Source organism: Pseudomonas sp. GW456-E7 (assembly GCF_059424105.1).
In genome coordinates this window covers 17,229-31,658 of sequence record NZ_JBWKZB010000017.1, presented here as the reverse complement: position 1 = coordinate 31,658, position 14,430 = coordinate 17,229, and the positions used below count along the sequence as shown (strand labels likewise).

The 14,430-nt window shown below is 63.3% G+C and carries 8 protein-coding genes; 3 read left to right on the top strand and 5 right to left on the bottom strand.

Going from position 1 to position 14,430, the window contains the following annotated elements; all coding sequences use genetic code 11:
- Positions 1 to 38 precede the first annotated feature (38 nt).
- Entirely contained in the window at positions 39 to 1,250 is a 1,212-nt protein-coding gene (locus AC07YV_RS13200) for a LysR family transcriptional regulator (RefSeq protein ID WP_102701137.1), read from the top strand.
- Positions 1,251 to 1,328: 78 nt separating this feature from the next.
- Here the strand turns inward: AC07YV_RS13200 and AC07YV_RS13195 are convergent, their stop codons facing one another.
- From AC07YV_RS13195 to AC07YV_RS13185, 3 genes are all read right to left on the bottom strand, one after another.
- Positions 1,329 to 2,576, bottom strand: a complete 1,248-nt coding sequence (locus AC07YV_RS13195) for an OprD family porin (RefSeq protein WP_102701138.1) — start codon at positions 2,574 to 2,576, stop codon at positions 1,329 to 1,331.
- A 125-nt stretch (positions 2,577 to 2,701) separates the two neighbouring features.
- Entirely contained in the window at positions 2,702 to 3,964 is a 1,263-nt protein-coding gene (locus AC07YV_RS13190; protein ID WP_102701139.1) for a gallate dioxygenase, read from the bottom strand.
- Between the two features lie 25 nt (positions 3,965 to 3,989).
- Positions 3,990 to 5,327 (bottom strand): MFS transporter, encoded by a 1,338-nt coding sequence (locus AC07YV_RS13185; protein WP_102701140.1) that lies wholly within the window; start codon positions 5,325 to 5,327, stop codon positions 3,990 to 3,992.
- Between the two features lie 341 nt (positions 5,328 to 5,668).
- Here AC07YV_RS13185 and AC07YV_RS13180 point away from each other — a divergent pair, with 341 nt between their 5' ends.
- On the top strand, positions 5,669 to 6,688 hold the full coding sequence (locus tag AC07YV_RS13180) for an amidohydrolase family protein (protein WP_173900833.1): 1,020 nt from the start codon (positions 5,669 to 5,671) through the stop codon (positions 6,686 to 6,688).
- Between the two features lie 256 nt (positions 6,689 to 6,944).
- Positions 6,945 to 7,925, top strand: coding sequence for an alpha/beta fold hydrolase (locus tag AC07YV_RS13175; RefSeq protein WP_102701141.1), 981 nt, complete (start codon positions 6,945 to 6,947; stop codon positions 7,923 to 7,925).
- A gap of 82 nt (positions 7,926 to 8,007) precedes the next feature.
- Here AC07YV_RS13175 and AC07YV_RS13170 read toward each other — a convergent pair whose 3' ends face one another.
- Together AC07YV_RS13170 and AC07YV_RS13165 are read right to left on the bottom strand one after the other, a co-directional pair.
- Positions 8,008 to 13,518 (bottom strand): trifunctional serine/threonine-protein kinase/ATP-binding protein/sensor histidine kinase, encoded by a 5,511-nt coding sequence (locus AC07YV_RS13170; protein ID WP_102701142.1) that lies wholly within the window; start codon positions 13,516 to 13,518, stop codon positions 8,008 to 8,010.
- Between the two features lie 83 nt (positions 13,519 to 13,601).
- Complete coding sequence (locus tag AC07YV_RS13165) at positions 13,602 to 14,273, bottom strand: response regulator transcription factor (protein WP_102701143.1); 672 nt, start codon at positions 14,271 to 14,273, stop codon at positions 13,602 to 13,604.
- Positions 14,274 to 14,430 lie beyond the last annotated feature (157 nt).

Genomic DNA, 14,430 nt, shown 5'->3' with positions numbered 1-14,430 from the left:
AGTCCAACCGAAATGACTATTTTCAGAGCCCACGCACCATGGAAGCCACAGAACTGCCCAGCCTGATGCACGTCCGCGCCTTCGTCCGGGTGGCCGATCACGGGAGTGTTTCCAGGGCCTCTGTGGCGCTGTACCGCGCTCAATCGGTGGTCACACGGTCGATCTCCGAGCTGGAGACGCGGCTCGACGTGCCACTGTTCGAGCGCCACGCCAACGGTATGCGCCTGACCGACTTTGGTGAGCGCTTGCTGCCGCGGGCACGTCGTGTGCTGGCGGAGCTGGACAGTGTGCCGCGACTGCTCGATGGCGCAGATAAACGTGCGGTCGAGCCGCTGTACCTGTTCCAGGCCCGGCGCCTGCAAGTGTTCGTCAAACTCTGCGAAACCCGGCACATGCAGACCGTTGCCAGCCTGCTCGGCCTGAGTCAGCCGGCCATCAGCTCGACCATCAAGGTGATGGAAAACGGGTGCGGCCAACCGCTGTTCGAGCGCACGCCACGGGGCTTGCAGCCCACCCGTGCCAGCCACGAAATCCTCTTTGCGATCCGCCGGGCGCTGAACGAATTGCGCCACATCGAGACCGACATCACCGCTCTGCGCGGCACCTTGCAAGGCGTGGTGCAGGTCGGCGCCCTGCCCTTGGGCCGCACCCGGATATTGCCCGAAGCCATGGTACGCATGATGGCCGAACACCCGGGCATCCAGGTGATCACCAACGAAAGTCCGTTTGATCTGCTGGCCACAGAGCTGCGTGCCGGTGATGTCGATTTCGTCTTCGGTGCCCTGCGCCCGGAGGCCTACGCCAGCGACCTGGTCGGCGAAGCACTGCTCACGGAAGACATGGTGGTATTGGCGCGGCACGGTCACCCGCTCTGTTCGACAGCCGTGGCGCACGATGAACTGAGCGCCGCCCGATGGGTGCTGCCTCGCGCCGGCTCGCCGGCCCGGCAAATGCTCGATGAGTGTTTCACCCGGTTCGGCATTGCGCCGCCCCGGCCTGTAGTAGAAAGCGGCGACATGGCGATCATTCGCGGCCTGTTGTTGCGTTCGGACATGCTCGCTGCCGTTTCCGCCCATCAACTGGAACAGGAGATCGCCTCGGGCGAGTTGTGCATCCTGCCCCTGCAACTGAACCAGACCACCCGGGCTATCGGTCTGACTTATCGCAATGGCTGCCTGCACTCCCCGGTGGCCCAGGCCCTGATGGACATGATTCGCCGGGTGATCCGCGAACAGGCAGCGCAGGAATAAAAGATCGCAGCCTGCGGCAGCTCCTACAGGGATATGTGAATATTGGTAGGCGCTGCCGCAGGCTGCGATCTTTTGATTTTACAGCAGGCTGATCGGATAGCTGACGATCACCCGGTTCTCATCGAACTCATTGCTGCTGAAGCTCTTGCGAATACTCGAGTTGCGCCATTTGACGTTGAGGCTTTTCAGCGGACCGCTCTGCACCGTGTAGGCCAGTTCTGACTCACGCCCCCACTCCTTGCCGTCGGTGATCGCGCCGGTGTGCACGTTATCGCCGCTGATGTAGCGGTTCATCAGGGTCAGGCCGGGAATGCCGAGGGCGACGAAGTTGTAGTCGTGGCGCAACTGCCAGGACTTCTCCCGGGCGTTATCGTAGCTGCTGTTGTAGCTGTCATTGGCCAGGGTACCGCCGCTGGTGCCGTTGACTCGCATCCACACATCATCGCCGGTGAGTTTTTGCAGACCGACGTAGAAGGTGTTGCCGCCATACCGGGCCGATAACAGCGCCGAGACGGTACGGTTGTCCAGGTCGCCGGCACGGGCACTGCCATCTTCACTGCCCCAGAAGTAGCCGAGGTTGGCGCCCAGCGTCCAGTCACCCAGGGGCTGACTGTGGACCAGTTGCAGGTATTGCTGCTGATAGATGTCCTTGAGCTCGGCGTTCCACAGCCCGATCATCGTGCGTTTGTCGTTGAAGCTATATTCGCCGCCGACGAAGTTGAAGCGATCAGAGGTGAACGCGGTTTTACCCTGCATGAACATGTCTTCCATGCTCGCATCGTTGCGTGGACTGTTCTGCCGGAACTGTCCGCCGTACAGGGTCACGCCGTCGATCTCTTGCGAAGTGACCTGGCCACCACGAAAGGTTTGCGGCAACGAACGACCGTCGTCGGAACGCAGGATCGGCAACACCGGCATCCACTCCCCGACCTTCAGTTCGGTCTTGCTCACTTTCATTTTCCCGGCCACCGCCAGGCGACCGAAATCCTCGGCGGGACGCCCATCGCCATGGATCGGCAACAGCTGAGTGCCGCCGGTGCCCTTGCCGCCATCGAGCTTGACCGAGTAGAGCCCCAGCGCATCCACCCCGAAGCCCACCGGGCCTTGGGTAAAGCCGGAGCGGACGTCGAGAATGAAATTCTGGGTCCACTCTTCGGCCTTGCCTTGCGGGTAGGCCGGGTTGGTGAAGTTGCGGTTGATGTAGAAGTTGCGCAGGTTCAGGTTGGCGCTGGCATCTTCGACGAAGCCTGCAGCAGACGCTTGCAACGGGAGTGCACAGGCAACAGCCAGGGAACAGACGAATCGGTGATCAACGGTGTTTTTCATTGTTATTGTTTTTCCGATTTTTGGGTAAGGAAATGCCCTGCGCCCGCAATATCCGGGCACAGCAAGATCAATAGGAAAAGAATGGATAGCGGCCCGGGACGAGCCGCTGCACTAACCGCTGATGATCAGCGCGGGCCTTTACCCGCCACCGAGTAGAGCACCTGCTGGTTCCGGGTCTTCATGAACGCTTCCAGGCTCTGCCCACGCATGGCGGCATAGACCTGCAAGTTGGGAATCCCGAGTACCGCCGCGAGTTTCTCCAGCACGAAGAAGATCGCCCCGTACTGGATCAGCCCGCGCCAGTCACGACGGCGCAACAGATCCCGTTCCTCGTCGCTAAGGCCCCCTTCGTCGAACAACGCTTCCGGCGCTTCGAGAAAACGCTGGCGCCACTGCGGCTCGATCATGCGATGCAGGAACTTGTTCAGGCGATAACCCTTGGCGCTGCGCTCCAGGGTGAATGGATAGGTGCCTTCGAGTTTTTCGATGCCGGCCAACTGGTGCTGCATATGCTGCAGGTGGCGTGCATTGACCTCGGCAGGTACTGCACGGTCCTGGTTTTCCAGCAACAGGGTCGCGATACCGGTCATGGAGGGCAGGTAATAGTCCTGATGCAGATTTTTCACCGTGGCCGACAACGCACCACGCATGATCAGCCAGGTGATCACCTCCGAGCCTTCCATCCCGCCCAGGGTGGCGTATTCGGCGTGGGTCATCTCGGTCAGGCGCTGCGGGTCGTTGACCAGCAAATCGATGAACTGCTCATCCCACTGCGGGTTGTTGAAACCGCAACGCTCGCCATGCACCTGATGGGACACGCCGCCGGTGGCGACAATGGCTACCTTCAGGTCTTCGGGATAGCTTTCAATCGCCCGACGCAGGGCCTGGCCCAACTTGTAGCAGCGCAATGCACTGGGGATCGGGAACTGCAACACCCCCACCTGCAGTGGCACGATTTGCACCGGCCACGCCGGATCACAGGGCAACAGCGCCGACATCGGCGAGAAGAACCCGTGGTCCAGCGGCTTGTCGCGGAAGAAGCTCATGTCGAACTCGTCGGCCATCAGGCTTTGCCCAATGTGTCGCGACAGCGCGGCATGCCCGCCCACTGCGGGCAGCGAGCGCGGATTGCCGCCTTCGTCGGCGACCTCGTAACGCTCATCGACACCGAGGGAGAACGCGCCATAGTGGTCGAAGAAGAACGACGTCACATGGTCGTTGAAGATGTAGAACAGCACGTCCGGCTGTTGCTCCTTCAACCACACCTTGATCGGTTCGAAGCCTTCGAAAATCGGCGCCCAGGCCGCTTCATTCTGTTTATCGTGATCGACAGCGAAGCCGATGGTAGGTGTATGGGAGACAGCGAGGCCACCGATGATGCGTGCCATGATGAGTTCCTGTGTTCGAAAAAGTTTATTGCGCCAGCAGCGCCCGGCTGACCCGGCGCCGTGCAAGACCGTTGGCCAGGATCGCCAGGGCGGCGATGAAGGCCGGCACGCTCAACAGTGCAAACAGCAACGGCAGGCCCAACCCGAGACTGAGCACCGCACCACCGATGAGAGAGCCAAAGATACCGCCGAAACGACCGATGCCGAGCATCCAGCTCACGCCCGTTGCACGGAAATCCGTCGGGTAATAACCAGGGGCAAACGCATTGAGGCCAGTCTGCGCGCCGCTCATGCAGAAACCGGCGGCGATCACGCCAAGCGCCAGCAGGCTCGACTCCAGGCTGAAGGCCCCCAGCAGCAGGATAAACACGCCACCGAGTGCATAGGAGGTGGCGATCACGCCGTTCGGATTGCGTCGGTCCATGATCCAGCCCACCACGATCGCCCCGACCGTACCGCCGATCTGGAACAGGCCGGTGATGGTGGCAGCACGCTCGATGGACAGACCGCCTTCGCGCAACAGGGTCGGCATCCAGCCCATGGTCAGGTAGATCACCAGCAGGCCCATGAAATAGGTCAGCCACAACGCCAGGGTGCCGGCCCGATAACGTTCGGTGAACAGCATGCGCACCGGCGCCTTGTGCTGGGCCTGGGGTTCGGCGAGGGTGAAGTTCGTGGTTGCCGAAAACTTGCCCCCCAGCTTGTTCAGTACTTTGGCGATCTGGGCCGCTGGCGCATTGCGCGCTGCCAGGAATCGTGCGGACTCAGGCAGCAACAACCAGAGGAAAGGCAGCAGCACCATTGGCAGAATGCCACCGGCGAGCAACACCGATTTCCAGCCGTACAGGGGAATCAGCCAGGCTGCCAACAAGCCACCCAGCCCCGACCCCATGTTGAACCCGGTAAACATGATGGTGATGAACAGCGAACGATTGCGCTCTGGCAAGTATTCGGCAAGCAGCGTGGTGGTGTTGGGCATCGCGGCGCCCAGGGCCACACCGGTCAATAACCGCAAGGCCGCCAGCTCATAGGGGTTACGCGCAAACGCACACGCCAGGCTCAAGACACTGAACCCTGTCACCGCCAACAGCAGCACTTTCTTGCGCCCCACACGATCAGCGTAAGGGCCGGCGGTCAGGGCGCCGATGGCGAGCCCGATCATCCCGGCACTCATGACCGGGCCAAATGCCGCCTTGGACAACCCCCACTCCTGAATCAGTGAAGGCGCGATAAAACCCATGACCGCCACATCGAGCCCATCGAATAGAACAATGAAGAAGCACAGGCTCATGATCAGCCACTGGTACCCGGCAACTGGTCGGTTGTCGATCCACGCCTTGATGTCGACCGTTTCGTGACTCATGTTTTCACCTTCTTATTGTTGTAGAGATACCGAACGGCCTGGTGATCGCTGCAGGCCTGAGGCCGCCCGACAGCCGAACGCTGGGCGTGACTTTAAAGCCGCGGCTGTCTGCGCCGCCTCTGGGAAATCCTTAATCGGGTATCTGTTTTTCTTATCGGAGGATTTAAAGCGCCCAGGAGCCCAGTCAGATGGAAAAGCCCATAACAAAAACCGATACCTGCTTAACGACTTCACAGAGGACGCTTGGGAAGCGCTTGCCTTAAGGTCGACGCCACTGCCTTGACGGCGGTAGCAGTAATGGACGCTCTGTAGCTGCACACACTAAAAACAAGGGTTTGAACATGACCACACGTCTCGATGACACGGGCTTGTCCCGCCGCTCGCTGCTCAAAAAAAGCTCCGTCGTGCTCAGCGCCAGCGCCGCGCTTGGCATGCCGGTCCTGAGCCAGGCCTCACGCAACAGCACCATGCAGCGCGCAGACAATGAAGGCACCGATCAATCGCCAGGTACGGTTATGGATTCCCAACTACTCAGTCTGCTGTCGCAACCCAAGATCGATTGCCACCATCATGTGATCGACCCTGTCCAATATCCCTATCCCGCTGACTCTACCTACCAGCCGGCAGGCCCTGAGGTCGGCCCTGCGGCGTATTACGAACAGGTCATGCAGGCCTATGGGATACGCCATTCAGTGATCGTGCAACCGACCTCTGCCTATGGCTACGACAACCGTTGTCTATTGGACACGCTGGCTCATGGCAAAGGCCGCCATAAAGGTGTGGTCGTGGTGCCGAGCGACATCTCCAGCGAGACGCTCGCGCAGTACAAGGCGCAGGGTGTCGTCGGTGTGGCGCTCAATGCTGCGCTGCTGGGTCCTGAGCGCTTTCTGAAGATCGACACCCTGATGGGACGCTTGGCCGATCTGGACCTGTATGCCCAGATCCAGGTCAAGGACGATCAGTTGCTTGCGCTGTTGCCGCTGCTGCAGCGCACACAGTCCCGGCTGCTGATCGACCACTCCGGCCGGCCCGATGCCCGTGCCGGCTTGCAACAGCCGGCTTTCCAGGCATTGCTGTCGCTGGCCGGAAACGGACGCACCTTCGTCAAACTCTCCGGGCTGTCGCAATACTCCAGGGAGAGCTACCCCTTTGACGATGCCAAGCCATACCAACTGGCACTGCTGCAGGCGTTCACTGCCGAAAACTGTATGTGGGGCACGGATTGGCCGTTCTTGCGCGCACACCAAAACATGGAGTTGGGCACCGTCCTGACAAACTTCGGCGAGATGTTCCCGAATGCCAGCGACCGCCACCAGATACTGTGGGAGACCCCAAAACGCCTGTTCGGCTTTACCGCCTGATCCGCAAGGTCCCGGATAAATCAGACTCATGCCGCAATAGCCCGCAAGCGCATGGACGAGGCGGCTGATCCAGCCATCCACGAAACCTAAGTATGGTTGCGCGATACCCATGGACGATGGTGCGGGCTATTGCCTGGGAATAGGGTTTGCGGACCGGTACTTCGGCCTCAATGCGAAAAGCCTTGCGCACTTCGCGAGACCGGTCGTACCGGTCCTCATTCGCCGCAACAGCGGTACCCAGACGAGAGCATTCACCATGACCGACGAAACCAAAGGAACCACCCGCCGCGCCCTGATGAACGCCGGCGTGGCGGCTGCCGCACTGGCAGTGGCCGTGCCTGCCCTGGCGGGTCAATCGAGCACACCCCAAACGCCAGCGAGTGGCGGTTCACGCCGCCGGGATCAGGGCTCGGGATACCTCACGCTCAAGGACGGCACGCGTCTTTTCTACAAGGACTGGGGCACCGGCCAACCCATCGTGTTCCATCACGGCTGGCCGTTGTCCGGCGACGACTGGGATAACCAGATGCTGTTCTTCCTCGGCAGGGGCTATCGCGTGATCGCCCACGACCGGCGCGGTCATGGCCGCTCCAGCCAGTCCGCCGTGGGCAATGATATGGACACCTATGCCGCCGATTTTGCGGAGCTGGCAGCCCACCTCGACCTCAAGGGCGCCGTGCACATCGGCCACTCCACCGGTGGCGGCGAAGCGGCCCGCTACGTCGCGCGCCATGGTGGCGGTGGTCGTGTCGCCAAGGCGGTGCTGATCGGTGCCGTGCCGCCCATCATGCTGCGCACGGACAAGAACCCGGGCGGCCTGCCACTGAAAGTGTTCGACGGCTTCCGCGAGGCGCTTGCGGCGAGCCGCGCGAAGTTCTACCGGGACGTGGCCGCCGGACCCTTCTACGGCTTCAACCGGCCGGATGCCAAGGTATCCGAAGCGGTGATCGACAACTGGTGGCGCCAGGGCATGGATGGCGGCGCCAAGGCGCAATACGATTGCATCAAGGCCTTTTCGGAAACCGACTTCACCGAGGATCTGAAGATGATCGAGGTGCCAACCCTGGTCCTGCATGGTGAAGACGATCAGATCGTCCCCATCGATGACTCGGCGCGGCTGACCATCAAGCTGCTCAAGCACGGAACGCTGAAAACCTACCCGGGCCTGCCCCATGGCATGTGCACCACCCATGCCGACATCATCAATGCGGACCTGCTGGCGTTCATCCAGGGCTGATGGATCGACCGTCGTAACGCAGTGCAGTTGCAGGCAAAAAGGTCCGGAGGCTGCTGCTCCGGACCTTTTCCCCCGAATCACGTCACTCGAGCTCAAGCGCCGCGCCCGTTGCGGGATGCGCCGGCAGCGTGAATTGCACCAGCGCACCACGCGGCAGGTTCGCGTTGGCCCACAGGCGACCGCCGTGGGTATCGATGATCGAGCGGCAGATCGACAAGCCCATGCCCAGGCCGGTGGCCTTGGTGGTGTAGAACGGCGCGAAGACCCGCTCGGCGCTCTCCGCGGCGAACCCTGGCCCGCTGTCGCCGACCGTCACCCGCATTCCGTCCGGCTCGTGCCCGGTGCTGATGAGCAGGTGGCGCTCCCCATCGGGCACGCCACCCATGGCCTCGAGGGCATTGATGATCAGGTTGAGCAGCACCTGCTGCAGCTCCACCCGGTCTGCATTCACCTGCGGCAAACCGTCGGCGAGTCGTGTACGCACCACAGCGCCATGCTTGACGGCTTCGCCGCGGGTGAACTCGACCATCTCGCGCACCGCCGCGTTGACGTCCACCGGCTGCTTCTGCGGCGGCGTCTTGCGGATCAGCTCACGAATGCGCCCCAGCACATCCGCTGCACGATTGGCATCCTTGATGATGCGCCCCAGCCCCTGGCTCACCTCGCCCAGTTCCGGCGGTTGCGCGTCCAGCCAGCGCAAGGCGGCGTTGGCATTGGTCACAGTGGCGGCGATCGGCTGGTTCACCTCGTGGGCGATGGACGCCGCCAGTTGCCCCATGGTGGCTACACGGTTGGCATGGGCCAGTTCCGTCTGCACCTCGCGGTAGCGCCGCTCGCCCTCGCGGACCTGCTCCTCGGCCTGCTTGCGTTCGGTGAGGTCGAGCACGAAGGCCACCCCTTCCTGCACGCTGGCCTCGAAGGCAGCCAGGCCGACGATCACCGGCAGGCGGCAGCCGTCCTTGCGGATGTATTCCTTTTCGAAGGGGCGTGCACGGCCGGTGCGCACGGCCGTGGCGAGGGCCTCTTCGCTTTCCGCGCGCCGCTCCGGCGGGGTCATGTCGTGCCAGCGTACACGCCCGGAAACCAGGTCGTCGCGCTCGTAGCCAACCATGCGCAGGAAGGCATCGTTGGCCTCGATGATCTCGCCATTGGTACTCCAGACGATGATGCCGATGATATTGGCGTCCACCAGTCGGCGGATCTTCGCCTCGCGTTCGGCCACATCGCGGTACAGGCGCGCGTTCTCCAGCGAGATCGCCGCCTGCGACGCCAGCAGCCGCAAAACGGCGATTCGCGCCGGGCTGAACGCGCCGGCCACGAGATTGTTCTCCAGGTAGAGCGCGCCGGTGAGCTTGGCCTGATTCATCAGCGGCAGGCACAGAATCGACCGCGCCCCGCGCTGGTGGATGTAGAGGTCCGCAGCGAACGCGGGATCGGTCGAAGCGTCCTCCAGGCACAGGTTCTCCCCGGTTCGCAGCACCTGGTAGAGCACCGACTCCGCCAGCGCAGCCGCGCTCACCGGCCCGTCGCGCAGCTGTGTGGTGCCATTACCGGTGTCGGCTTCCGCCGCGATGCGCGGTTCGCCGGCCTCGGCGAGAATGAGCAAGCCACGCTCCGCGCCGGCCTGCTCGATGGCCGTGCGCATGACCATGTCGATCAACTTTTCGAGGACGATCTCTCCCGAGGCCGCCTGGGAGACCTTGAGCACCGTGGCCAGGTCCAGGTGCTCCACCGGAGTAGCGATGGTAGTGGTCGGGCCGGGTGCCGGCTCCTCGTTGCGCAGGTGCCGGTGGCGTCCCTCCAACTGCCGGACCTTGCCGTCGGCGCCCCAGCGCAGGTAGCCATAGCGAGCATCCTGCAGGTACAGCCGGGCGATCTTGCCGAGGCCGCGCGCGCCGTAGAAGCGCGCCGCGAGCTCGTTGGCCAGCGCTTCCAGATGGACGAAGCCGCTATCCTGCGCCAACTGAATGGACTGCTCGTAAAGCATTTGCGCCTCGACCAGACGCCCCTCGATGCGTGCGATTTCGGCGCCCACCAGTGCAACCCGGCAAGCGAAGGTTTCCGCGCACTGCTGCGCCCAGACTTGCAGCAGGCCGTGGTGCTCGGCCAAAGCCTGCAGTTGCGCAGCCGGCTCCCCGGTGGAGTCGGGATCAAAACGGGCGGCCAGGGTCAGTGCCGCGTAGAAGTGGTACTCGGCTTCCTCGAAGAATGACGAAGCGATCCACATCAGCGCCTTGGCCTGCGCCGCGCAGTCTGCCGCCACCGCGTAGTCACCGGCCAGGTAGCGTGCCTGCAGTTTGCGCACCCAGTACTTGCACGCTGCCAGCGCCAGGTCCGGCGTGCTGCCCAGGTGCGCCTCGAAGCGCGCTTCATCGAACTGGCCATCGTCGAAGCAGCCAAACACCGGAGTCTGTCCCCGCAGCATGCGGATCAACGCCAGCTGGGTGCTGATGAAGTCGATGACCAGACCGAAGTGCACCTTCTGCGCGTAGGCCAGGCCGTGCTCGGCTTCGCCCTGTACTTCCTGCAGCGGTTCGCCGATGAACAGGAGGTCGGAGATGAGGCCATTACCGGCATAGGCGCCATAAGGCAGGTCGCCGACCCGGTTGGCCGCGACGAAGGCGCGATGCAGCAATTCCCGGCACTCGCGCACCGGTCTCATCCAGCGCGCAACGAACATCGAGAAACACAGGTAGGTGCTCGCCTCGAAGCGTTTCAGGCCACGCCGGTCGACCAATTCGCAGCCCAGACGGCCGAATCGGTAGCCCGCCTGATAGTCGCCGAAGCGCCGACCGGCCACCCGCCCGACGTTGGCATAAAGCACACAGGAAGCGTCGCAATTGCCGCGCTCCATACTCAGGCTGACCGCCTTGCAGATGGTCAGGCAGGCCAGGTTGGCGTCGGTCTGCAGAGCCGGTGCGAACAGCTTGCTCAAGGCGTCGAGGGTGACCAGCGAGGCCGCGTCCTCCATCAGCGGCAGATCGATGAGCTGCTCGATGCTGCGCTCGCCCAGCTGTATCCAGATCTGCTCGTACTCGCGGCGCACCTCCTCGTCGTCCGGGTGGGATGACCAATCGATACCGACCTGGCGCAAATAGGCCAGGCACACACCTACCGCGCGGTCACTGCGATCGAGCAGCAGGCAGACGTCCATTTGCAGGCAGGCCACCGCCGCGCGATGCACCGTGGTCGTGGCGCGCTCCGCCAATGCGGTGAGGCGTTCGTCGGCCAGCGCCAGTTGACCGGTCAGAAACTCGCACTCCGCGCGGTTGAGCTCCAGGGCGAAGCGCAGTTCGTGGCGGCGCTCCCAGCCATCCTCGTCGAGCAACTCCGCGCCGGCTCCCAGATATGCCAGCGCCGAGGCATAGGCAGTGGAAGCCTTGGCGCGCTGGCCGGCCAGCAGGTTGAACTCGGCCAGTTGCTCACGCTCACCGCGCGCGTTCATCAGACTGGCGCCACGGTTCAGTTGGCCGACGATCTCGAAGATGGCCTCCTCGCGCCGCTCCGTTGGCGTCTGCGCCGCCAGGATCCGGCCAATCCGCAAGTGCGCCTCGGCCCGGGATGTGTCAGCGATCAGCGAATAAGCGGCTTCATGGATACGGTCGTGGGCGAACGCACAGGCACCCTCCAGTTGCACAACCAACTCCTGGCGCACCGCCGCCCACAGCACCCCATGGACCCGAACCGGCGTCAGGTCCAGCACGCTAGCCAGGGTGTCGATCTGCGCCACGCTGCCCAGGCACGCCAACTGCTGAAGCGCCTGCCGGGTCTCCGCTGGCAAGCGCGCGAGCTTGCCGACCATGAGATCGACGACGTTGTCGGTGTAGCCCTTGGCATGGATACGCTCCGGTTCCCAGCGCCACCGGCGCACCGTATGGTCGTAGCTCAGCAGCTCCTCCTCGGCCAGGGCCTGAAGAAACTGGATGACGAAGAACGGGTTGCCAGCAGTCTTGTCCTGCACCAGCCGGGCCAGGGCCACGATGCCGGGTGGAGGGCAACGCAGCGCCTCGGCGATCAGCTGTTCAATGTGCGCCCGAGCCAGCGGTAGCAACCTGATCTCATCGACGCGCACGCCGGCATGGCGAATGGACTGGAGCTTGCGGGTCAGCGGATGGCTGGCATCCACCTCGTTGTCTCGGTAAGCGCCCACCAGCATCAGGTGGCGCAGTTCCGAATGGGTCAGCAGGTCTTCGAGCAGGTCGAGGGTCGCCGCGTCCAGCCATTGCAGGTCATCGAGGAACAGCGCCAGGGGGTGATCCGCGCGGGCGAAGACACCGATGAATCGGCGAAACACCAGCAGGAAACGCCGCTGCGCCTGTTGCGGTTCCAGCTCCGGCACCGGCGCCGGCTCGCCGATGATCAGCTTCAACTCCGGTATCAGGTCGGTCATCAGCCGGGCGTTGGGGTCCAGCGCCTCCAGCAACGTGCTGCGCCAGTCAGCCAGCACCTCGTCGCTCTTGCCCAGCAGCGTGCGGACCAGGCCCTGGAAGGCTTGCACCAGCGTCGAGTAGGGGATGTCGCGCTTGTACTGGTCGAACTTGCCGGACGCGAACAGCCCGCGTGGCGGCACCAGTACCTTGTGCAGTTCGTTGACCACCGAGGACTTGCCGATTCCGGAGTACCCGGACACCAGCACCAGCTCCGGAGCGCTGCTATTGACGATGCGCGAGAAGGCCTCGACCAGGATTTGCACCTCGCGCTCGCGACCGTAGAGTTTCTCGGGGACCAGCAACCTGTCAGTCGCGCCCTGCTCGTCCAGCGAAAATGCTTCGATGCGCCCATCGCGCTGCCAGTCGGCCACGCACCGGCGAAGGTCGTGCTCGACCCCCGCGGCGCTCTGGTAACGCTCTTCGGCAGTCTTGGCCAACAGTTTCATGACGACCTGCGACAGCATGAGCGGCACACCGGACACCCGCTCGCAGGGTGGCAGCGGCTTGCGCGCGATGTGGCAGTGCACCCACTCCATCGGGTCATTGGCGCTGAACGGCAGGACGCCGGTGAGCATCTGGTAGAGGGTGATGCCGAAGGCGTAGAGATCGCTGCGCGAGTCGATGGAGCGATTCATCCGCCCGGTCTGCTCGGGCGCCATATACGCCAGGGTGCCGGCAATGGTCTCCGGCGGCTCGGGTGCCTGTCGTTCGCGTGGCAACCGGGACGTCAGGCCGAAACCGGTCAGCCGTGTCTGACCGTCGCGGCAATTGACCAGGATGTGATTGGGCTTGAGATCCTTGTGCACCAGGCCACGCTGGTGCAAGTGGCGCAGCGCTTCGGCGATGCTGATGGCCAGGCGCAGGCAGGGCTCTACCTCCAGAGGGGCCAGCAGCAGGTGCGACAGGGGTTCGCCGCCAGGGTCGTCGAGCAGCAGACGCGTCTGCCCGCCTTCGCGCGTCAGCGCCTGTGGCTGCAGGGCCCAGGTGCTGTCCAGGTCATCCTTGAGGCTGTATTCGTGAGCCAGTCGGTCGAGGGTCGCGGGCAGCGGTTGTTCAGCGGACGGCTGCACCAGCAGCTCACTGCCACCGCCCTGCCCCAAGCGCTGAACGCGGGAGAACACCCGCTCGCCATCGTCCCACAAGATCTGCTGTCTGCTCGCCATCGGCACGGCACCGTTCAGGAGGTTTCTGGTGCCGCTCGGAAGGGTGGCCTGCGGCGTGTTTGGCTATTGGGCGCGGGCCCCGCTCAGGTTGCCCGGCGCGCAGGTTCGACGCCCAGCGTTTCGGCCATGCGCACGAGCTCGGCAACAGAACGTGCGCCCAGCTTCTTCATCACCTGGCCGCGGTGGACCTTCACGGTCACTTCGCTCAGGTTGAGCTCCCCCGCGATCTGCTTGTTCATCAACCCCGCCACCACGAAGCGCAAGACCTCGCGTTCTCTTTGAGTCAGCGCCTTGAAGGCGGTGCGCAGGGCCGCGCCTGACTGCTCGGCAAGCAGGCGTTCGCTGTCACGGGCCAGGGCACTGGCGACGGCGTCAAGCATGTCCTGGTCACGGAACGGTTTGGCCAGGAAGTCCACCGCGCCGGCCTTCATGGCCTTGACCGTCATGGCGATGTCGCCATGGCCGGTCATGAACACGATGGGAATGCGAACGCCGCTCTTCTCCATCTGTTCCTGGAATGCCAGGCCGCTTTCGCCGCGCAGGCGCACATCGAGGATCAGGCAACCAGGCACGTCGCGTTTGGCAAAAGCGAGGAAATCCTGAGAGGATTCGAAGGTCTGGACCTGCAGACCGATCGAGCGCAACAACCCATCGAGCGCAAGACGCATGGACTCATCATCATCGACCACATAGACCACCGGTTCCTTGGGATCCCGCGGGCTTTGCGGCGGGTTGGGATTCGACCACGAAGTCATCTTGCCTCCTTAGCGGGACCGCATCATGGGCGGTGTGCAGGTCAAAAAAGATAGTTCATGATGACACCCGCAGCAATGCGCCAGCCAAACGGTCATCCGCAACCGGGGCGGTGTTTTCGGGAGTTGGCGTCAGCACGCACACGGTGACGCAATGACT